This is a genomic window from Streptomyces sp. NPDC012835, assembly GCF_042900885.1.
GTDB lineage: Bacteria > Actinomycetota > Actinomycetes > Streptomycetales > Streptomycetaceae > Streptomyces.
The window spans coordinates 25,962-46,474 of record NZ_JBIBBW010000004.1 but is presented as its reverse complement, the minus strand read 5'-3'; the positions used below and the strand labels follow the sequence as shown (position 1 = coordinate 46,474).

The window sequence follows — 20,513 nt, the reverse complement described above, 5'->3', positions numbered from 1 at the left end:
ACGCGGCGGGAGCCGGCACGGCTACCAGATGGCCTCGACCCACTCGGGGTGGTCGATGAACGGGTTCCGGTTGTGCTGGAACTGGTCGTGGATGACGTCGTTGCGGCGCTTCTCGAAGGCGTCCGGCGGGTCCTGGTCGCTCCACTTCTTCAGTACGGAGAGCTTGCCGATCGCCGGGCTCGACCCGTTGTTGACCTTCTCGTTCGGTTCGAGGTCGGCGAAGCCGTCGTCGCCCTCGTACCGCACGGCCATGTACAGGATCATCCGCGCGACATCGCCCTTCACCGCGTTGCGCGGCTCGAAGGAGTCGGAGTCGGTGTAGTTGCCCGAGGCGCCGGAGACCGCGCTCCCTCCGGTGTCGAAGTCCTTGTTGCCGCGCACGGAGTTGACGGTGACGTCCTCCGGGCGCAGATGGTGCAGGTCGGTGCCGGGGCCGGTCGCCGTCCCGAAGTCGCCGTGGGACTTGGCCCAGACGTGCTCGCGGTTCCAGTCGCCCGTGTCGCCGCCGTTGCTCGTCTTGGACTGGGACCTTCCGGTGTACAGGAGGATCACGTTCGAGCTGTTGGCCGGATCCTGGTCGGTGACCTTGAGGGCGTCCCAGACCTGCGCGTAAGTGACCTTGGTCTGGCTCTTGATGATGGTGTGCAGGGCCGACTTGAGTGCGGTGCCGCTCTTGCCGATCGCGTTCTGGTAGTACGTGTCGTCCAGGGCGGCGGTGGCCGCCGTGGAGGTCGCGGGAGCCGCGGCCGGCGCGCCGTCGGAGCGTGCGCCCACCGGTGCGGCGGCAGCGGTGGTGGCGAGCGCCGCGGTGGCGACACCGAGGGCCAACAGGGTTCGCCGCAGGGGACGTTGGCGACGTGGCATGGGGGAGTTGTCCTCTCCGGGGGGACCACCGCCGCAGGCGGCCACGGGTGGGGGGCGGTGCGGTGGTGGTCGCGAGGAAACGGTTCAGCCGGAGCTTTCCACAGGGCCGCCCGCCTTGTGTGAACACGCCGTGACAGTCATGTGCAGGTCAAGTTGCCGGCCCCGGGCCCCGAGGTCCGCGTCCGGATCGGCGGGCAAATGGGGATATGGGGGAGCGATGAATCGAATTCCGGCCAACTATGGTCCATACCAGGTGCTTGACGACCCCTTGGGTCCTGCCTTAAATCAAGTGGTGAATTAAGCGTCCCGGGCAACTCCCGCCACGGCTCACCCGGTTCGACCGCAATGTCATGCTCATGTCCCCCACACATAAGCGATGTGATGTCCTGTGCGTACCTCCCCGATACGGCGAGCCGCGCTCTGCGCGCTCGCCCTCCTGTGCTGTACGGGGGTGCTGACGGCGGTTCCCGCCGCCGCGGCGACCCCGGCCGAACCGGCTCCCGCCGCTGCCGCCGTTGTCACCTTCTCCGAGGACTTCGACGGCCCCGCCGGTTCGGCCGTCAACGGTTCCCGGTGGCAGATCGAGACCGGCGACAACGTCAACAACCACGAGCGCCAGTACTACACCGCGGGCAGCAACAACGCGGCCCTCGACGGCCAGGGCAATCTGGTCATCACCGCCCGTAAGGAGAACCCGGGCAACTACCAGTGCTGGTACGGCCGGTGCGAGTACACCTCGGCCCGCCTCAACACGGCCGGGAAGTTCACCTCGACGTACGGACGCGTCGAGGCCCGGATGAAGGTGCCGCGCGGGCAGGGCATGTGGCCCGCGTTCTGGATGCTCGGTGACAACCTCGGCAGCGTCGGCTGGCCCAACAGCGGCGAGATCGACATCATGGAGAACGTCGGCTTCGAGCCCGGCACCGTCCACGGCACCCTGCACGGCCCCGGCTACTCGGGCGAGGGCGGCATCGGCGCCGGCTACACCCTGCCCGGCGGCCAGGCGTTCGCCGACGCGTTCCACACCTTCGCGATCGACTGGGCGCCCGACTCCATCACCTGGTCGGTCGACGGCAACGTCTACCAGCGACGCACCCCCGCCGATCTCGGCGGCCGCAGCTGGGTGTTCAACAAGCCGTTCTTCATCATCCTGAACCTCGCCGTCGGCGGCTACTGGCCCGGTGACCCCGACGCCGGCACCAGCTTCCCGCAGCAGCTCGTCGTGGACTACGTACGCGTCACCACCGGCGACAGCGGCTCGGGCGGCGAGGGCAAGCCGATCACCGGTCTCGGCGGCAAGTGCGTGGACGTGGACAGCGCGAACCCCGCGAACGGCACCGCGGTACAGCTGTACGACTGCAACGGCACGGCGGCCCAGAAGTGGACCGTCGCCTCCGACGGCTCGATCCGCGCGCTCGGCAAGTGCCTCGACGTGAAGGACAACAGCACGGCCGACGGCGCCCAGCTCCAGCTGTGGGACTGCTCGGGGGCCGGAAACCAACGCTGGGGCATCTCCGGCGAGCGGGACGTCGTGAACGTACAGGCCGACAAGTGCATGGACGCGACCGGAAACAGCTCCGCCAACGGCACCAGACTCCAGATCTGGACCTGCGCGGGCACGGCCAATCAGAAGTGGACCGTGAACCGATGAGCGAAGCCCCGGGCACCGGCGCGACATGAGGGTGCCCGGGGCGTTCCCGCTCCACGGCCGTCCCGGGGAGAACCGAACCGGGGGAGTGCGGCCGGGGGACGAGGGGTGGCCGGTTACGGGGGGACCGGCCACCCCGCCGGTCAGAGCAGCGCGAGCAGCTCGGACGTGAACGCGTCGGTGCTCGCCGTACCGCCCAGATCGGGGGTGCGGACCGCGGTCCCGGCCAGCACGGCCGCGATCGCGTCGGTGACCGCCCGCGCCGCCTCCGGGTGACCCAGGTGATCGAGCATCATGGCCGCCGACCAGATCGCGCCGAGGGGATTGGCGACGCCCCGTCCCGCGATGTCCGGCGCCGACCCGTGCACCGGCTCGAACATCGAGGGGAAGTCGCCCTCGGGGTTGAGATTGGCGGCCGGGGCGATCCCGATGCTGCCCGCCACCGCCGCGGCCAGGTCGCTCAGGATGTCGCCGAACAGATTCGATCCGACGACGACATCGAACCGTTCGGGTTCCAGTACGAACTTGGCGGCGAGCGCGTCGATGTGCTCCTGGTCCCAGACCACGCCCGGGTGGTGCCCGGCGCGTTCGGCGACCAGCTCGTCCCAGAACGGCATGGTGTGCACGATGCCGTTCGACTTGGTCGCCGAGGTGAGCCGGGAGCCCCGGCGGGCGGCCAGCCGGAAGGCGTAGTCCAGCACCCGGTTCACCCCGGCCCGGGTGAACACGGCCTCCTGCACGGCCATCTCCTCCGGGAAGCCCCGGTTGAGGCGGCCGCCGATCTCGCTGTACTCGCCCTCGACGTTCTCCCGTACCACCACGAAGTCGACGGACCCCGCCTCGGCCGAGCGCAGCGGGCTCGGCACCCCTTCGAAGACCCGGATGGGCCGGACGTTGACGTACTGCCGAAAGCCGCGGCGGATCGGGATGAGCAGCCCCCAGAGCGAGACATGGTCCGCCACCCCCGGATAGCCGACCGCGCCGAGCAGGATCGCGTCGTGGCCGCGCAGCCGGTCGAGCCCGTCCTCGGGCATCATCGCCCCCTCGCGGAGGAAGCGCTCGCAGGACCAGTCGAACTCCTGGTAGTCGAAGGTGATCCCGTGCCGGGCGCCGACGGCGTCCAGGACCCGGCGGGCCGCCGGAACGACCTCGGTGCCGATGCCGTCACCGGGGATCAGGGCGATGCGATGGTTCGTCATGTCCGCATTGCAGCAAGCACCCGGGCACCGCGTCCAAGACCGAGAATCCATGTGCCTTATAGGCGCTCGTTATCGTTCCGTCCGGTGGCGGGTACCGCGTCCGGCGGGGGACCGGCCGGCTGGCTCCGGGGCAGGGCGCACTCCAGGAACGCCCGGGCGGCCGGGGTGAGCGCCGTGCGCCGGCTGATCAGACCGATCCGCAGACCGGTCGCCGGCTCGATCTCCAGCACCCGGGCCCCGGCCCGCTCGGCGACGGCCCGCCAGGCGTCGGTGACCACGGACACGCCCACCCCGCTCAGCACCAGCGGCAGGATCGCCACCCGGTGCTCGGTCTCCACCGCCACGGTCAGCGCCACGCCCGCCGTACGCAGACCCTCCACGTACGCCCGCATGCCGCTGCCCCGCTGGCCGACGATCAGCCGCCGCCCCGCCAGCTCCTCCTGGCGCACCGACACCGTCCCGGCGGGGAACGGCCCGTCCGGGGGTGTGATCAGCACGAACCGCTGTTCGGCGACCGGGTACGCGCGCACCTCGCCCGTCGGCAGCGGCCCCGGCGTGGCGAGCAGTCCCAGCTCCGACACCCCGGTGCGCACCATCTCCGTCGCGTCGCGCGGGGTGAAGGCCGCCTGCACCACCACCGACACCTGGGGGTGCCGCTCCGCGAAGCGGCTGATCATGGCGGTCAGCGGTTCGATGGCCTGGGAGGGCGTCGCAGCGATGTCCACCCGCCCGGTGCGCAGCCCGTGCACGGACTCCACGCTGGCCCGCGCCAGCTGGAGGCTGCGCACGGCGGTGCGCGCGGGCTCGATCAGCGCCGTACCGGCCTCGGTGAGCACCGCTCTGCGGCCGATCCGGTGGAACAGCTCGCTGCCCAGATCCCGCTCCAGCGCCCGTACGGACTGGGAGAGCGAGGGCTGCGAGAGATAGAGGGCGGACGCCGCGCGGTTGAAGCCGCCGTGGTCCACCACGGCCAGGAAGTACTCCAGCTGTCTGACATCCACCGCGTCGCCTCCGTGCTCACCGCTGCCCGCGACGGGCCGTACCGGCCGTCGCCCCGCTCTCGTGTCCGTCGCCGTACCGCGCGACGTCGGTGCCCCGCCGCCCGGCCGGTCCGCCGACTTCGACCCCCCTGATAGGGCACACCTATAAGCATGGCCGCCATCCGGTCTTGGACGGACCGGGGGGTGCGCTGCTGTGATCGGATCATGACCGACCTCCTGCCCTCCACGTTCGTCCACCGCACGGTGGAAGCCGACGGTGTACGGATCCACACCCGGGTCGCGGGTGAGGGCCCGCCGCTCCTGCTGCTGCACGGCTATCCGCAGACCCATCTGATCTGGCACCACGTGGCGCCGCTGCTGGCCGAGCGGCACACCGTGGTGCTCACCGATCTGCGCGGGTACGGCGACAGCGACAAGCCGCCCTCAAATCCGGACCACGCGGCCTACTCCAAGCGGGCGATGGCACGCGATCAGCTGCTGGTCATGCGCGAGCTGGGCTTCGACCGGTTCGCCGTCGCGGGGCACGACCGGGGCGGGCGGGTCGCGCACCGGCTCGCGCTGGATCATCCGCAGGCCGTCTCGGCGCTCGCCGTGCTGGACATCGTGCCCACCCGGCACGCCTTCCGGCACACCGACGCGGAGTTCGCGCGCGGCTACTACCACTGGTTCTTCCTGGCGACGGGCGACGGCATCCCGGAACATCTCATCGGCGGGGACCCGGAGTTCTGGATCCGTACGCGCATGGGCGCCCGGCATCACGGTGGCACCCCGTTCGCCCCGGCCGCTCTGGACGAGTACGTCCGCTGCTTCTCCGACCCCGCCGCGATCCACGCCTCCTGCGAGGACTACCGGGCCGCCGCCGGCATCGATCTCGTCCACGACGACGCGGACGCCGAGGCGGGCCGCCGGGTCCAGTGCCCGGTGCTGGCGCTGTGGGGAGAGCACAGCTTCGTCGGTCGCCACTACGACGTGCCGTCCGTCTGGCGCCGGTACGCCGACGAGGTGAGCGGCCACGCGCTGCCGTGCGACCACTACGTGCCCGAGGAGGCCCCCGCCGCGACCGCCGGGCACCTCGCCGCGTTCCTGGACTCCGTCGGCCCGGCCTGAGCCGTCGCCGCCGCCCACGTCCCTGACGGGCCGCCGGTCCCGGTGGCCCGTCAGGCGGTGGCCCCTGGCTCCACCTCCAGGAAGCGCCGCTTCCTCGGCCCCCGGTAGAGCAGGGCCTCCCAGCCCAGGCGCGTCAGCGCCCCGGCGCACTCGGTGAGGGCGCGTTCCTCCTGCTGGGCGGCCCCGCCGCCGGGCGGCCCGAGCCACTCCACCCGTACGGTGGCGGGCCGCTCCCCGGCCGTCACCCGGTAGCCGGTGGCGATCCGCAGACCGGCGCCGTCCACCGCGGAGGCCGCCAGCCCGGCGGCCTCCAGCGTCAGCGCCACGGCGCGCACCGGAAGCCGGCGTTCCCAGGCGGCCGGAGCCGAGGCCGGATCGCCGCTCCCGGTGTGGGTCAGCCGCCGGATCTGGAGCAGCCCCTCGAACGCGGTCCGCACCTCGGCCTCCCGCGCCCGGGACTCGGCCGGGGGCCCCGGCCCGTCACCCGTGGCCGCCTCGAAGCCGTCGGACCCTTGCGTCACCCATGCCTCCCACCGCGCATACGGAGACCCCGACCGGACGGGGGGACGCCGGTCGGGGCCGATCGAGGGAGGGTGCGGATGGCGGTCGCCTCGCGGCGATGGGCTCCATGGGGCTTCAGCCGAACGATCTTCCCCATGGGCGATTCTCATATGGGGCCCGGGGACTCAGTTCCATCCACACCCTCAATCCGTCCAACGGAGAACCCTCGCCGAATGTTCCCGAAGGTTCCCCCGGCCGCTATACGCGGTGTGTATACGCCGTGTGTATAGTCCTTCGGGTCCGGCCCGGTCTGCCGGCGGACCCGCCCGGAGCGCTGCCCGTTCACGGGTCGCGGCCGACCACTCAGCTCATCGGAAGAGGGAACAGCCATGCCACGGAACACCAGGACCTGCACGCCACGGAGGGCCGTCGCGGCGCTGGCGGTGGTCGCCTCCCTGGTGCCCGCGCTCAGCGGCTGCTCGGCGTACGACGCCACCTCGCCCGCCGACGCCCGCTCGCACCCCGTCGCCGAAGGCCGGGACCGGGCCGCATCCGGGGTGGACTGCGCCAAGGAGCGCTGCATAGCGCTCACCTTCGACGCGGGACCGAGCGAACACACCCCCCGACTGCTCGACATACTCAAGGAGAAGAAGGTGCACGCGACCTTCTTCCTGCTCGGCAAGAACCATGTCGTCAAGCACCCGGAACTCGTCCGGCGGGAAGCGGACGAGGGCCACGAGATCGCCAACCACACCTGGTCGCACAAGATCCTCACCGACCTCGACGCCGACGGCATCCGCGAGGAGCTGACCCTCTCCCAGGACGCGATAGCGAAGATCACCGGGCGCAAGCCCACCCTGATGCGCCCGCCGCAGGGCCGTACCGACGACACGATCGCGGACGTGACCCGCGAACTCGGTCTGGCGCAGGTGCTGTGGAGCGCCACCGCCAAGGATTACTCGACCAACGACTCGGCCCTGATTGAAAAGCGCATCCTGGACCAGGCGGACCGCGACGGCATCATCCTGCTGCACGACATCTACGACGGCACCGTGCCCGCCGTCCCCGGCATCATCGACGAACTGAAGAAGCGCGGCTACACCTTCGTCACGGTCCCCGAACTGCTCGCGCCGGGAACGGCCGAGCCCGGCAAGGTCTACAAGCCCTGACGCCCGGGCGTCAGGACGGGAACTCGTCCTCGGGTACCTCGCTGGTGGTGGCGTTCCCGCCGACGGACTTGGCCAGTGAGTACGTCAGCACCGTGTACTGCGTCCCGCCCGTGACGGCCACGGTCCTGAAGGCGGCCTTGTCGTCGAACTTCTGGAAGGAACAGTCGCGGGTGAAGGACTTCTTCGCGGAATTCCAGTCCGTGCCCGAGGCGAAGTACACCGTGTACGAGCCGTCCTCGACGGCGCGGACCGTGGCGCTCCGGCCCTTGCGGATGTAGAGGGTGAAGGCGGTGCGCCGCTGCCCGGTCAGCGACACCACCGCGTCCGATTCCGTGCCGTTGTCGATGGTGAGCCGGCCCAGCCCGCTGCGGCCGGCGTCCTTCACGAGGGTCCCGTTGCCGAGTCTGCGCTTCTGGGGCTTCTCGGTGCGGGGGAGTACGACGCGGGCGGGATAGCCCAGGCCGGTGAGTGCGGCGCTCGCGTCCCGCAGTCCGGCCGGTCCCTCGGCCGACGCCAGCTCCACGCGGGGCGAGGTCGCGCACCGGCCCCGGGCGGTGCCCGCTTCCTTGAGATCCTCGCTCAGGGCGCGCAGCGCGATGGTCAGAGCGACATTGGCGGTCACGGCGTCGTCCGGTGTGGGGGCCGTCGTCAGGGCGTCGGCCGCCGTCCCGGCCGCGTCGGAGGCCGTACCGAAGGCTTTGGTGAGCGCGCGGCCCTCCCCGCCGGCCCGGTTCATGGCGCGCAACGCCTTGTCCAGCGGCTTCAGGGCGCCCGCCAGCGTCCGCCGGTACACGGCGGGGTCGACCGTCGGTGCCGGGGGCGGCGCGGAGGTGGTCACCGCGGCCGGAGAACCCCGTCCGTCGACGTCGTCCCCGGAATCGCAGCCGGCGAGCGGAAGCGCGAGCGCCAGCACGACGCCCACCGCGGCGATCCCGCCGGAACCCGTCGACCCCGTCCCTCGCATACGTGTACCGCGCACGCCATGCCCCCGTCCCCCGTCCGGCCGCCGTCGGGCCGGAAATGTCCAGGCTTCTCCGCCCTCCGGTGACTGTCAAGGCAGTCACCGGGCACCCCCGCCCGCCGTGTTCCTGCTGGCGGCGGCGCGAAGAGGGTCGTACGGTGACAAAAAGGCGCTACGGATTCAAGGAGACCTGTGCGGTCGGACGGGCGGCGGCGTGATGACGAACAGTGAAATGGGGTTCGGCGGCCCCATCTGCCCCCATCTCGCGGATGTCGAGCCGGTGACCCCGGACAGCGCGGACAGCTGCCCCGAGTGTGTCGCCCTGGGGGACACCTGGGTTCACCTGCGCGAATGCCAGACCTGCGGGCACATCGGCTGCTGCGACTCCTCCAAGAACAAGCACGCCACCGCGCACCACGACGCCACCGGACACCCGCTCATCCGCTCGTACGAGCCGGGTGAGGGCTGGTGGTGGTGTTACGAGGACGAAATCGTCTTCGAGGTCGAGGGAATCCCCCCGGAAAGAGTGGCCTGAGCGGTGCGCCGTCCGCCCACCGCTCACGCGTGTGACGTAGGCCGCCCTCCGCTCCGGGGAGTGCGGCGCCGTTCCCGGGGCAGGCCGTCACCATGACGACGCAGACGCCCGCGCTCACGGAACCCGTCCCCGACCTCCAGCTCCAGATGCTGATCAGGCTGCTGGGGAAGGAACCCGGCACCGGGTTGCCGATCACTCTCAATGTGCCGGGAGGGCTGGTCTACGGCGACCTGGTCACGCACGACGACTGGAAGGCGGACTGGGCCGAGGCGCTGCGCCAGGTCGGCGTCGACGGCACGGAACTGCTGGCCGGTTTCCCCGAGGCCGTGGACGAGGCCGTCGACGAGGTGCGCGGCGAGCAGGGCTCCCAGGGGCTGCCCCGGTGGATTCATCTGCGCCGGGTCACCCTGACCGCCTCCGGCCGTCAGGGCGGCATCGAACTGCCCGTCTGGCGCGGCAGGCTCGGCGATGTCGCGGGCTGGGCGCTGGGTCGGCCCGACTAGAGCCTGGCCCGGCCCCGGTCGGGCCGGGGTCAACTGTCACCCTGGAGTTGAGGGTGACAGTTGACCCCTCGTGTTGTCGTCGCGTCGCGTCGTCGTCCCGCGCGCTCAGGCCGCCGTCACGGTGAACAGGGCGCCGTCCGGGTCGCGCAGCGTCGCCTCCCGGAGATCCGCCTCCCGCAGGGCGGGGGAGGCGTCCTGCGGGGAGACGAGGACGCCTCCGCTGTTCAGCGCGGCGGCCACCGAGCCGGACACCTCCGGCACCCGGAAGTAGACGTGCCAGCGCGGCCGGAGCCACGGGTCGGCCGAAGCCTGCACGGCTCCGTCCCGGATCTTCGCGACGATCTGCTTGTCCTGGCTCAGCACCGCGTGATCGTCCTCGCGTGTCAGCGAGAAACCGTCCTCGGTCTCCGGCGCCCAGCCGAGCACCTCGCTGTAGAAGCGGGCGGCGTCGTCGGTGTCGCGGGTGCGCAACTCCAGCCAGGCCGGGGCGGATCCGCGTCCCACCGTCCAGTCGGAGCGTACGGCGCCCTCCCAGATACCGAAGGCCGCGCCGTCGGGGTCGGCGGCCAGCGCGGCCCGGCCCGAGTGGAAGGCCAGCGGCCCCACGGCGACCGTCGCGCCGCGTTCCCTGATCCGCGCCGCCGCGGCGTCCACATCGGCCACCGCGAAGTACGGCGTCCAGACGACCGCGACCTGGAGGGACGAGGCCAGCGCCCCGATGCCCGCGACGGGTTGCCCGTCGGCGAGCGCCACACAGAAGTCGTCCCCCAGCCCGGCGGGCCGGTAGGTCCAGCCCAGAACATCCCCGTAGAAGGCTTGGGAAGCGGGCAGTTCACGTGACAGCAGCGTCACCCAGCATGGAGCCCCCGCCACCGACTGTGAGTCTCTTTTGTCCCGCTCCACACCGCTCACTCCGCCCTCGTCCGACACGTCTTCCCCGTACGTATTGCCGCTGTTCGGTACCTCTACTCCGCTCGGAGGTGATCTTCTTCCAGCTGTGACGGATCGCACCGTGCCGCGGTCGGTCCTGCCGCCCCGCTCGCCGGTCACGACACGCGCGCGGGGGCCGGGGGCCGGCCGGACGCCGCGTCACATCCCGCCGGGAGCGGCCCCCGCGTCCGGCTCCTGCCGGCGCCCCTCGTCGGCCGGTGCCACCGCTTCTCCCCCGGCGTGCGCGGGGGTGCGCTCCCTGCCGCCCGGGTGCCGGTGGCGCCAGAGCCAGAACACCGCCGTGGACACGAGACACCACCCCGCCAGCACGGCGAACGGGAAGGCGTGCTGGGCGTTTCGGAAGTACACGGCGGTGTGCTGCGCGTTGACCGAGGCCCCCGGCGGCAGCCAGCGCCCGATCTGGCCGAGCAGCGAGGGCAGCAGCGGCCAGGACACCGCCCCGCCCGAGGACGGATTGCCCAGCAGCACCATCAGACCCCAGGTCGGCAGCATCGCCCACCGCCCCATCAGGGTGTTGAACATCGTGAAGACCATGCCCGAGGTGAACATCGTGAACGCCAGGATCAGCCAGGACTCCAGGAAGGGCAGCCGGAGCGCGCCCAGCCACCAGTCCACCACCGAGGCGATCGCGAAGGCACCGAGCAGGGAGTACGCGATCGTGAAGGCGATCCGCTCGGCCGGATTGAGCCCGCGCGCGTGCACACTCAGCTGAATGGCGCCGACAAAGCCGATGATCACGGCCGCGAGCGAGATGTAGAACAGCGCCAGCCCGCGTGGGTCCCCCTTCTGGAGCGGCTTGATGTCGCTGATCCGCACCGGCACCCCGACGCTCCTGGCCACGGCGGGAGCCGTCTGGCCGAGGATCTCCGCCACCGACGACCCGGCGGCCCCTGCCACGGCGAGGTCGACCACGCGCGGCCGGAACGTCAGCACCGCGAACACCTCCTGTTGCTCCACACCGTCGCGCGCCGCCGCCTCCGAGGGGTAGCGGTGCAGTTCGAGGGAGGCGTTGAGGGCCTTCTCCATGCCGCTCACGAAGGCGCGCGCCTGCGGAGTACCGGTCGGCCCCACCACCGCGGCGGGAATCCGGTGGGGCGTGGGATTGGCCATGTTGTAGGTGTACGAGCCGGCGAAGAGTCCGGCGGCCGCGGCGAGGATGAAGGCCAGGACGACGGCCGGGAGGAACGGGGACGCGGCGAAGGCGGCCCACTTCTCGCGGGCGGTGCCGCGCCTGCCATGAGCGCCGTGCGCCCGGTGCGCGCCCTGGGGGTCCTCGGTGGGGGAGCCTTTGTGATCCGCGTCCATACCGGCACCGTAGACCCGTATATCAGGAAACCGGCGGATCTTCCCGATGAGCCAGGTCCGTTGCGTTCTGTCCGGTGTGCATGGCTGGTCCCTCAGCGCAGCAGCAGCTGAAGTCCGCCGAGGACGGTCGCCCCGATGACCAGCCGCTCGAACAAACGCTGGTCGATGCGGTTCACCCACGCCTTGCCGATGAGGGCCCCCGGCACGACGAAGAGCACCAGCGCCGCGTCCAGCAGCAGGGAAGGCCCGTCGATCAGTCCGAGCCCCACGCTGAAGGGCAGCTTGGAGGTGTTGACGATCAGGAAGAACCAGGCGGACGTGCCCAGGAAGCCCAGCTTCCGGAAGCCGGCGGAGAGCAGATACAGCGACATGACCGGACCACCGGCGTTGGCGACCATGGTGGTGAAGCCGCCGAGCACGCCGTAGGACCCCGAGGTGAAGGACCCCGCTGTGCCCCGCGCCCCCGGCGAGGCGGGACCACCGGGATCCGCCACCGGTCCGTCCTCGGCCGGGCCGTCCCCCGCCCGGCCGTTCTCCGCCGCCTCCGCCTTCGCCGCACCGCGCCGCCGCCACATCGTCACCCCGGCCATCAGCAGGAGGATCGCGCCGATGGAGGTACGCACCTCGGTGTCGTCCGCCCACGCCAGGAACACCGTGCCGACCAGGACGCCCGCCGCGACCGCCGGAAACAGCCGCCACAGTGTCGGCCAGTGGGCATGGCGCCGGTAGCTGAGCACGGCGAGTACATCGCCCACGATCAGCAGGGGCAGCAGGACCCCCGTCGACTCGCGTGCGGGGAGTACGGCGGCGAACACGGCCAGACTGACCGTGTTCGCGCCGCTCACCGCGGTCTTGGAGAAACCGACCAGCGCCGCCGCCGTCGCGAGCGCGGCGAATCCCCACCAAGTGATGTCCATGCGACAACCGATGCTATGCGTCCCCTCCGGCGCACCGGACGAGGGGTCCCGCCGACCGACCGACCGACCGCCCCGACCGGCCGCACCGACCGACTCACCGCACCGGCCGGTCGGTCGGCGACTCAGCCGGCCGTCGTCGCGGACGGCTGCCCGCTCCGCTCCTCGGGGGCCAGCGCGAACACGCACGCCGCGCCAGCGACGAGCGCGGCCGCGAGGCCGACGACGCCCGCCAGCGTCGCCTGGAGCAGCAGCGCGCCGCAGGCCGCCCCGGCGAACATGGCCAGCACCGATCCGATCCTGCGGTGCGGCCTGGTGCCGATCCCCGCGCCGAGGACGCTCTCCGCCGTGAGCGCCGTGAGGGTCTGGGTGAGCACGGTCGTGGTCAGATCCCGGGGTGCCAGCAGCCGGACCGTGGCGTTCTGGAGCCCGGAACAGGCCCCGAGCAGGGCCACGACCAGCAGCACCGTCCGCCCCTCGGGGCGCAGCGCGCCCGTCCCCAGCAGGACCGAGGTCAGCGCGAGCCCGGCGGCCTGGCCGGCGAACGCGCCCCGGAGCCAGTGCCGCGGCCGGCCGCCGAACGCCTTGCTGAGCTGGCCGCCGCCGAACGACCCCAGGACGAAAGCGGTCATGGCCACGATCGGCGCGAGCACCGGGAGCCGGGTGTCCCGCGCGAAGGAGAACCCGAGGAAGACGACATTGCCGGTCATGTTGGCGACGAAGACGTGCCCCAGCCGCAGGAAACTCACCGCGTCCACCAGACCGGTCGCGAACGTCATCACCAGCAGCGCGCCCACGGCCCACCGCCGCGCCACGGGCAGTGCCTCGGCCATCCGGAACACCTGCTTCCCGTTCGGGTCCGCCCACCTTAGCCAGCCGGCGTGATCCGGCGGCACGCACCACACAAGCGCGGGCCCTGATAAGAAGAACGGCAGCGCGGGCATGATCAGCACGCCCCGACTTCGGCGAAGGAGAGCTCCGTGCCCCACACTCCCCGACCGGCAGATGTCCCGCACAGCGAGTCCGCCACCGGCACCCCCGGAGCCCGCGACGGCGCTTCCTCCGGCGGGACCATATCCCCGGCGATACGGAACTGGGCGGGCAACATCACCTTCAACGCGGCGCGCGTGCACGTCCCTTCGTCGGTGGAGAGACTGCGCGAGATCATCGCCGGCAGCCGGTCCGTGCGCGCCCTGGGCAGCGGGCACTCCTTCAACGCCATCGCTGACACCCGCGGTGACCTCGTCTCCGTCGCCGAACTGCCCCGACATGTCGAGGTCGACCCCGCGGCCGCGACCGTCACCGTCGGCGGCGGGATGCGCTTCGCCGAGTTCACCGGCGCCGTCCACCGGGCGGGGCTGGCGCTGCACAACCTCGGCTCGCTGCCGCACATCTCCGTCGCCGGAGCCTGTGCCACCGGCACGCACGGCTCGGGGACCGGCAACGGCACCATCGCCTCGGCCGTCCGTTCCCTGGAACTGATCACCGCCGACGGCGAACCACTCGTCCTGGAGCGCGGTGACCCCGACTTCGCCGGAGCCGTGGTCGGCCTCGGCGCGCTCGGTGTCGTCACCCGCATGACCCTCGACCTGGTGCCCGCGTACGACATCAGGCAGTGGGCCTACGAAGGGCTCCCGTACGGGCGGCTGCGCGAGAGCTTCGACGACATCCTGTCCGCCGCCTACAGCGTGAGCCTCTTCACCAGCTGGCGCGATGACCGGCTGGAGCAGGTCTGGCTCAAGCAGCGCGTCGGCGACCCGCAGCCGCCGCTCGCGCCCGCCGACTGGTTCGGCGCCCGGCCCGCGAGCGCTCCGCTCCACCCCGTACCCGGCATGGACCCCGCCAACTGTACCCGGCAGGGGGGCGTTCCGGGCCCCTGGCACGAACGGCTGCCCCACTTCCGGGCCGATTTCACCCCCAGCAGCGGCGACGAACTCCAGAGCGAGTACTTCGTGGCCGCCGAGGACGGCCGCGCGGCCTTCGACGCGCTGGCCCGGATCAGGGACCGGATCGCGCCGGTCCTGCGGATCGGTGAGATCCGTACCGTGGCCGCCGACGACCTGTGGCTGAGCCCGGCGTACGGACGGGACTCGGTGGCGTTCCACTTCACCTGGTTCCCGGACACCCGGGCCGTCACCCCGGTGCTGGACGCCATCGAGGAGGCGCTGGAGCCGTTCGCCGTCCGGCCGCACTGGGGAAAGCTGTTCACGATGGAGCACGAGCGGCTCAGGAGTCTCTACGAGCGCTACGGCGACTTCGAGGCGCTGACCGCGAAGCTCGATCCCCACGGCACCTTCCGCAACGACCTGCTGGAGCGCTACTTCCCGGCCGGGGGATGACCGCGGGCCGCCCGGACAGGATGAATCACCGCACAAGCCCCTCGGCGCGCGCTTTTTTACGGCAGGCTGGTCGCGTGAGTACGCATTCGGAAGACGTGGCGGACGAGGAATTCGACGAGGCGGCCGCTCAGCGGCTGCTGGAACTGGGGCGGCGCGAGGAGGAGTTGCGCAAGGAGTTCAGACTGGAGGGACCCGACTGGGAGCGGATGTCGGTCTCCCACTACACGGCGTACTCCGCGATGCTGCACGAGGACGACGGCTGGCGGCAGCTCTTCCCCGCCGTCGCCATCCTGGAGGAGGCACGCACCGATCTGCGCGACGTGCTGCTGCTGCGGGCGGCGGAGGCCGGTGATCTCGGCCCCCGGTACGCGCGTGCCGCCGAGGCGGTCGCGGGCGGCGAGGACCAGGTCATCATCGGGGAGGACGTGTACCGCGTCGTCCGTATCGAGCAGACCGTCATCATGACCGGGCACGGCCCGCAACCGCCGCAACCCCGCGACCAGGAGTTCCCCGAAGTGCTCGACGAGCGCCCCGCTCCCCGGGGACCGTGGGAGGCGCTGGAGGACTGACCGGCCCGGTACCGGGCCCCGGCCTCGGCGCCACCGCCCGCCGGCTCACGCCCGGCGCGCCACCACCAGCACGCAACGCGGGGCGCCGTTGGGCAGCGCGCCGAGGCCGGTCAGCGGAAGCAGCTCCGTTCGGAACCCCGTCCGGTCCAGATCGGCCAGCACCCCCGGCAGCGGGAAAGTGCGGTAGTACATCACGAAGGGCGGGTGCCACAGCAGGTTGCGCAGGCGCATCGCCGTGTCGAAGCCCCAGAGCGTCCAGTACGTCTTCGAGCCGACCAGGGGCGGCGCCGGCACGGGGAAGACGAACAGGCCCCCGGGCCGCAGCGCGGCGTGCGCCCGCGCGAACAGCGCGGGCCGCTCGGCCGGCCGGAAGTGACCGAACGCCCCGAAGCTCACGGCCAGATCGAACGACGAGACGAAGGGCAGCGCCCGCGCGTCGGCGCGTACCCAGTCCACCACCGGCCCCGCCGCGCCGTCCCGGGCCGACGCGGCGCCCGCCCTGGCCGCGGCGAGCATGCCCGCGCTGAAGTCGACGCCCGTGACGCGCTGGGCGCACAGAGTCCGCAGCGCGTCCACACCGGCGCCGGTGCCGCAGCAGATGTCGAGTCCGGCGCGGAAGGGCCCGAGCGGCCGTACCGCGTCCACCACCGCCTCGAGTACATGGCCGGGGGTGCGAAACGGCGTCCGGTCGAACTTCGGCGCCAGCAGGTCGTAACCGCGCTCCGTGGACGAGAGCGCCTGCACGGCGAGTTCGCGAAGGGTCGGGCCCTGGGAAGTGAACATCACCGCGCAGCTTACGGCCCGGCGGGAGGCGGACGCCGCTCACGATGCGACCGCCGTACGGCCAGGGCCGGTTGGAGCCGCGGCCTTCCGTGGGCCGTTTGCGCCGGCCCGGCCCAGCCGGTGTCCCGCCCGCCGGTCCTGGGGCGTCGGCCGACCCCACGTCGACGGCGGCCCCGACAGATCCCCGGCGCGGGCGCGGGCGGTGTACGGCGAGACACCGGGGCCGCCGCGCGCCGCACCCGGCAGCGCGGTCCACCCCCACCGGTTCGTCGTCCGGTCCGGCACCCCGACGCCGGCGCCATCGGCGGGGGATCGTCCGCCGCCCGGCGGGTATCCCGTCGGCCCACACCTCCCACCGGCGGAATTCATACGATCGCAATGCGGTGATCTCGACAGACACCCCCGTACGGTGCGACTCTCCCGCCATGCGTCTCACCACCCGGAGCCTGCCGCCCGCACTCCTCGTCCTCGCCGTCGCCGCCGCCACCGGCTGCGCCCCGCAGGAGAGTTCACCGTCCGCGACAGCGTCCGCCGCCACCGCCTCCTGCACTCCGGCCGCCCTGTCCACCGAGGCCGCGGGAAAGCTGACCGTCGGCACCGACAAGCCGGCCTACGCCCCCTGGTTCCAGGACGACGACCCGGCGAGCGGCAAGGGCTTCGAGTCGGCCGTCGCGTACTCCGTGGCGAAGGCCCTCGGTTACCGTGCCGACCAGGTCGTCTGGCGCACCGTGCCGTTCAACAACTCCTTCGCGCCCGGCGAGAAGGACTTCGACTTCGACATCAACCAGGTGTCCATCAGCGACGGGCGCAAGCGGGCCGTGGACTTCTCCTCCGGCTACTACGACGTGCGCCAGGCGGTCGTCGCGCTCAAGAAATCCCCCTACGCCAAGGCGAGGAGCGCCGCCGACCTCAAGGGCGCCAAGCTCGGCGCCCAGGTCGGGACGACCAGCCTCGACACCATCGACGAGATCATCGGACCGAAGCAGCGGCCCGCCGTCTTCCAGAAGAACGACTTCGCCAAGTCCGCGCTGGGCAACGGCCAGGTCGACGCGATCGTCGTCGATCTGCCCACGGCGTTCTACATCACCTCGGCCGAGGTGCCGGAAGCCGAGGTCGTCGGCCAGTTCGCGCGGTCGGCGGGCACGGCCGAACAGTTCGGCCTGGTCCTCGACAAGGACAGCCCGCTCACCTCCTGCGTCACCCGTGCCGTCGACGGACTGCGCGCCGACGGCACGCTCGCCGCGCTGGAGAAGAAGTGGCTGGCGGACGCCGTGGACGCGCCGGTGCTCAAGTGACCTCGGTATCGGCCCCCGCTGAGCGGGACACCGACCCGTACACCCCCTCCGCGCGCCGCCTGGCCCGGGAGCGCCACCGCCGCGCCAAGGCGCGCCGCGCCACCGCGATCGCCGCGCTCTCCACCCTGGTCACGGGCGCCGTCCTCGTCGTCGTCATCACCGGCTCGCCCGGCTGGCAGCGCGCCCGCGAGACCTTCTTCAGCGTCGAGTACGCCCGGATGGCGCTGCCCCTCGTCCTCGACGGACTGCTTCTCAATCTGCGGCTGCTGGCGGTCTGCGGGGTGTGCGTCCTGCTCCTCGGGCTGCTGCTCGCGGTCGCCCGCACCCTGCGCGGGCCCATCTTCTTCCCGATCCGCGCCCTCGCCACCACCTACACCGACTTCTTCCGCGGTCTGCCCCTGATCATCTGCCTGCTGATGGTCGTCTTCGGGGTGCCGGCCCTGCGCCTCCAGGGCGTCACCACGGACCCCGTGCTGCTCGGCGGCACCGCGCTGGTCCTCACCTACTCCGCGTACGTCGCCGAGGTCTTCCGGGCCGGCATCGAATCCGTACACCCCTCGCAGCGCGCGGCGGCCAGATCGCTCGGGCTCTCCAGGGGCAGGACCCTGCGCCACGTCGTGCTGCCGCAGGCGGTACGGCGGGTGGTGCCGCCGCTCCTCAACGACCTGGTCTCGCTCCAGAAGGACACCGGCCTCGTCTCCATCGCCGGCGCCGTGGACGCCGTGTACGCGGCCCAGATCATGGCCGGGAAATACTTCAACTACACGCCGTACGTGGTCGCGGGTCTGGTCTTCGTCGCCCTGACGATCCCGATGACCCGGCTCACGGACTGGATCACCGCCCGCACGGACCGGCGGCGCGCCCAGGGAGGAACCGTATGACGGCCGAGGACACCCCCGTACTGCGGCTGGAATCGGTACGCAAGACCTTCGGCCGGGACCGCGTCGTCCTGCGCGACGTCACCCTCGACGTGCCCGCGCACAGCGTGACCGCGCTGATCGGCGCCTCGGGCTCGGGCAAGTCGACCCTGTTGCGCTGCGCGAACCTGCTGGAGGAGATCGACGACGGCGCGATCTTCCTGGACGGCGAGGAGATCACCGACCCGCGCGCCGACCCGGACGAGGTGCGCCGCCGGATCGGTGTCGTGTTCCAGTCCTACAACCTCTTCCCGCACATGACGGTCCTCCAGAACATCACGCTGGCGCCGCGCCGGGTCCTCGGCGTGCCCCGGACCGAGGCCGAGGACTCCGCCCGCGAGCTGCTGACCCGGCTCGGTCTCGGCGACAAGGCGGCCGAGTACCCGGACCGGCTCAGCGGCGGCCAGCAGCAGCGCGCCGCGATCGTCCGGGCCCTCGCGGTACGTCCCAGACTGCTGCTCCTCGACGAGATCACCGCCGCGCTCGACCCCGAACTGGTCGGTGAGGTGCTGTCCGTCGTACGCGACCTCAAGACCGAGGGCATGACGATGGTGCTGGCCACCCACGAGATGGGCTTCGCCCGCGAGGTCGCCGATCAGGTGTGCTTCCTGGACGGCGGAGTGGTGCTCGAACGCGGCACGGCCCAGCAGGTGTTCGGCGATCCGCGGCAGGAACGCACGAAGCGGTTCCTGCGGCGGATCGTCGACGCGGGCCGGCTCTGAGGCCGGGGGAGGGCCCTCCCGGCTCCCGCCTCCCGACTCCGGACCGGGGAAATGATCAGGGTCGAGGTTTCTTCGACCGGCGAGCGGCTCCGCCCGGCGGCGGGAGCGCTCGCCGGTGCCGGACGCGGGAACCGTCGCACCGCGCCCGGCAGGTCGACCCTAGACCGCTGACGGCATCCGCCGGGGCTCCAGCCCATCCTCCTGACGAAGCGCACCGGCACCCCGCCGGCATCCGTTGCGGGGCCACCGAAAAGGTAATGGGAGGGCGCTTCGCGACTCAGTCCGCCCACATACGCACCAGGAACCGCTGAAGCACCGGCTCCCGCGGGTCGGTGAAGGCGGTTCTGCCGTGCAGGACCGCCTTGTTGGCCACCAGCAGGAAGTCGCCCCGCCGCAGCGGGAAGCGCAGCGCCATCCGCCGGTCGGCGAGGACTCCGTCGAACGCCTCCAGGGCGGCCAGGTACCCGGTCGGCAGCGGCACGCCCGCCTCGCGCTGGCCGCGTTCGATGTGATGGCGGTTGTAGCACACCTCCAGCGCATCCGATGTGCCGGACCCACCGGGGCGGCGCCGGAACACGGGGAAGAACCGCTCGAAGCCCTCTCCCCGCCCGAAGTGCACCTTCTCGTACAAGTGACGCAGCAGAGAAGGGTGTTCGACCAGCAGCCGGTTGTGGACGGCGGCTCCGCTGACCAGAATCGACTCGCCGCCGCTCAGGGCAGGCCGGACACACAGCAGACCGAGCACGCGCGGTGGCTCCCGCTGCGGCGATCTGTCCATATGAGGTGGCAACGCGCGGTCGTCACGGTCCTGCTCCGGAACCGGCGCCCGCCCCCCGGCCCGCGCCTCGGCCGTCACCAGCTCGTCCGTCGCCTCCCTGTAGGCCCGCACGGTGCCGAGCAGCCCGCCGAACCATCTGGACAGCTCCAGACATTCCGCGTCGCCCAGCCCGTCCAGATCCAGGCCGCGCACGACGGCGAAGCCAGGTCCCTCCCGCAGACGCCGATCGACACACGCGGCCACATCCGCCAGCGCGTCCCGGCCGGCCCTTCCGGACACGCCGGCCTCGTGCGACGGGAGCCGCACGAGCCAGTCGTCCTCCCGCAGGGACTCCCGGTCCCACAGCAGACCTCCACCAGCAGGGACGAGTTCCCTCACGCGGAGCCCCCTCGACCTTGTACGGGATCCTCAACTGACGCGGGACACCAGGATCCTGCCCGGAAACCCGGATC

At 71.9% G+C, this 20,513-nt stretch carries 21 protein-coding genes; 10 read left to right on the top strand and 11 right to left on the bottom strand.

The features are described 5' to 3' along the window. Positions 1-21 precede the first annotated feature (21 nt). On the bottom strand, positions 22-864 hold the full coding sequence (locus ACFY6S_RS18420) for an endonuclease I family protein (RefSeq protein WP_388818536.1): 843 nt from the start codon (positions 862-864) through the stop codon (positions 22-24). Positions 865-1,315: 451 nt separating this feature from the next. Here ACFY6S_RS18420 and ACFY6S_RS18415 point away from each other — a divergent pair, with 451 nt between their 5' ends. After that, entirely contained in the window at positions 1,316-2,515 is a 1,200-nt protein-coding gene (locus ACFY6S_RS18415; protein ID WP_388819782.1) for a family 16 glycosylhydrolase, read from the top strand. Between the two features lie 140 nt (positions 2,516-2,655). On the opposite strand, the gene ACFY6S_RS18410 is transcribed toward ACFY6S_RS18415, so the two are convergent. After that, the gene (locus tag ACFY6S_RS18410; RefSeq protein ID WP_388818534.1) at positions 2,656-3,711 is read right to left on the bottom strand and encodes a tartrate dehydrogenase; all 1,056 of its coding nucleotides are present in this window, start codon (positions 3,709-3,711) and stop codon (positions 2,656-2,658) included. Between the two features lie 56 nt (positions 3,712-3,767). Continuing rightward, a complete protein-coding gene (locus ACFY6S_RS18405; RefSeq protein ID WP_388818532.1) occupies positions 3,768-4,712 on the bottom strand; it encodes a LysR family transcriptional regulator in 945 nt (314 codons plus the stop codon). 204 nt (positions 4,713-4,916) lie between these two features. Here ACFY6S_RS18405 and ACFY6S_RS18400 point away from each other — a divergent pair, with 204 nt between their 5' ends. Then, positions 4,917-5,819, top strand: a complete 903-nt coding sequence (locus ACFY6S_RS18400) for an alpha/beta fold hydrolase (RefSeq protein ID WP_388818529.1) — start codon at positions 4,917-4,919, stop codon at positions 5,817-5,819. Between the two features lie 50 nt (positions 5,820-5,869). Here the strand turns inward: ACFY6S_RS18400 and ACFY6S_RS18395 are convergent, their stop codons facing one another. Beyond that, entirely contained in the window at positions 5,870-6,340 is a 471-nt protein-coding gene (locus ACFY6S_RS18395; RefSeq protein ID WP_388818526.1) for a hypothetical protein, read from the bottom strand. 369 nt (positions 6,341-6,709) lie between these two features. On the opposite strand from ACFY6S_RS18395, the gene ACFY6S_RS18390 reads away from it, so the two are divergent. Continuing rightward, a complete protein-coding gene (locus ACFY6S_RS18390) occupies positions 6,710-7,489 on the top strand; it encodes a polysaccharide deacetylase family protein (protein WP_388818523.1) in 780 nt (259 codons plus the stop codon). 10 nt (positions 7,490-7,499) lie between these two features. On the opposite strand, the gene ACFY6S_RS18385 is transcribed toward ACFY6S_RS18390, so the two are convergent. After that, the gene (locus tag ACFY6S_RS18385; RefSeq protein ID WP_388818520.1) at positions 7,500-8,453 is read right to left on the bottom strand and encodes a hypothetical protein; all 954 of its coding nucleotides are present in this window, start codon (positions 8,451-8,453) and stop codon (positions 7,500-7,502) included. 214 nt (positions 8,454-8,667) lie between these two features. Here ACFY6S_RS18385 and ACFY6S_RS18380 point away from each other — a divergent pair, with 214 nt between their 5' ends. Continuing rightward, the gene (locus ACFY6S_RS18380; RefSeq protein ID WP_388818517.1) at positions 8,668-8,985 is read left to right on the top strand and encodes a UBP-type zinc finger domain-containing protein; all 318 of its coding nucleotides are present in this window, start codon (positions 8,668-8,670) and stop codon (positions 8,983-8,985) included. A 92-nt stretch (positions 8,986-9,077) separates the two neighbouring features. Next, complete coding sequence (locus ACFY6S_RS18375; protein WP_388818514.1) at positions 9,078-9,488, top strand: hypothetical protein; 411 nt, start codon at positions 9,078-9,080, stop codon at positions 9,486-9,488. Positions 9,489-9,593: 105 nt separating this feature from the next. Here ACFY6S_RS18375 and ACFY6S_RS18370 read toward each other — a convergent pair whose 3' ends face one another. From ACFY6S_RS18370 to ACFY6S_RS18355, 4 genes are all read right to left on the bottom strand, one after another. After that, positions 9,594-10,361: a VOC family protein gene (locus tag ACFY6S_RS18370; protein WP_388818511.1), complete on the bottom strand. Its 768-nt coding sequence runs from the start codon at positions 10,359-10,361 to the stop codon at positions 9,594-9,596. A 216-nt stretch (positions 10,362-10,577) separates the two neighbouring features. Then, positions 10,578-11,744, bottom strand: a complete 1,167-nt coding sequence (locus ACFY6S_RS18365; RefSeq protein ID WP_388818508.1) for an ABC transporter permease — start codon at positions 11,742-11,744, stop codon at positions 10,578-10,580. Between the two features lie 92 nt (positions 11,745-11,836). Further along, a complete protein-coding gene (locus ACFY6S_RS18360; protein WP_388818505.1) occupies positions 11,837-12,661 on the bottom strand; it encodes a sulfite exporter TauE/SafE family protein in 825 nt (274 codons plus the stop codon). Positions 12,662-12,783: 122 nt separating this feature from the next. Then, complete coding sequence (locus ACFY6S_RS18355) at positions 12,784-13,491, bottom strand: YoaK family protein (RefSeq protein ID WP_388818502.1); 708 nt, start codon at positions 13,489-13,491, stop codon at positions 12,784-12,786. A gap of 240 nt (positions 13,492-13,731) precedes the next feature. On the opposite strand from ACFY6S_RS18355, the gene ACFY6S_RS18350 reads away from it, so the two are divergent. Both ACFY6S_RS18350 and ACFY6S_RS18345 read left to right on the top strand, forming a co-directional pair. Continuing rightward, entirely contained in the window at positions 13,732-14,997 is a 1,266-nt protein-coding gene (locus tag ACFY6S_RS18350) for a D-arabinono-1,4-lactone oxidase (RefSeq protein ID WP_388819779.1), read from the top strand. Positions 14,998-15,071: 74 nt separating this feature from the next. Next, entirely contained in the window at positions 15,072-15,566 is a 495-nt protein-coding gene (locus ACFY6S_RS18345) for a DUF5954 family protein (RefSeq protein ID WP_388818499.1), read from the top strand. Between the two features lie 45 nt (positions 15,567-15,611). On the opposite strand, the gene ACFY6S_RS18340 is transcribed toward ACFY6S_RS18345, so the two are convergent. Continuing rightward, entirely contained in the window at positions 15,612-16,349 is a 738-nt protein-coding gene (locus ACFY6S_RS18340) for a class I SAM-dependent methyltransferase (RefSeq protein WP_388818496.1), read from the bottom strand. A gap of 425 nt (positions 16,350-16,774) precedes the next feature. Here ACFY6S_RS18340 and ACFY6S_RS18335 point away from each other — a divergent pair, with 425 nt between their 5' ends. Genes ACFY6S_RS18335 through ACFY6S_RS18325 form a run of 3 tightly spaced genes read left to right on the top strand, consistent with a single transcriptional unit; the run spans position 16,775 to position 19,283 of the window. Next, on the top strand, positions 16,775-17,644 hold the full coding sequence (locus ACFY6S_RS18335; RefSeq protein ID WP_388818493.1) for an ABC transporter substrate-binding protein: 870 nt from the start codon (positions 16,775-16,777) through the stop codon (positions 17,642-17,644). After that, on the top strand, positions 17,641-18,525 hold the full coding sequence (locus tag ACFY6S_RS18330; protein WP_388818490.1) for an amino acid ABC transporter permease: 885 nt from the start codon (positions 17,641-17,643) through the stop codon (positions 18,523-18,525). The genes ACFY6S_RS18335 and ACFY6S_RS18330 overlap by 4 nt, the downstream gene beginning before the upstream one ends. After that, entirely contained in the window at positions 18,522-19,283 is a 762-nt protein-coding gene (locus ACFY6S_RS18325; RefSeq protein ID WP_388818487.1) for an amino acid ABC transporter ATP-binding protein, read from the top strand. The genes ACFY6S_RS18330 and ACFY6S_RS18325 overlap by 4 nt, the downstream gene beginning before the upstream one ends. A 277-nt stretch (positions 19,284-19,560) precedes the next feature. On the opposite strand, the gene ACFY6S_RS18320 is transcribed toward ACFY6S_RS18325, so the two are convergent. Then, positions 19,561-20,439 (bottom strand): TauD/TfdA family dioxygenase, encoded by an 879-nt coding sequence (locus tag ACFY6S_RS18320; protein ID WP_388818484.1) that lies wholly within the window; start codon positions 20,437-20,439, stop codon positions 19,561-19,563. Between the last annotated feature and the right edge of the window lie 74 nt (positions 20,440-20,513).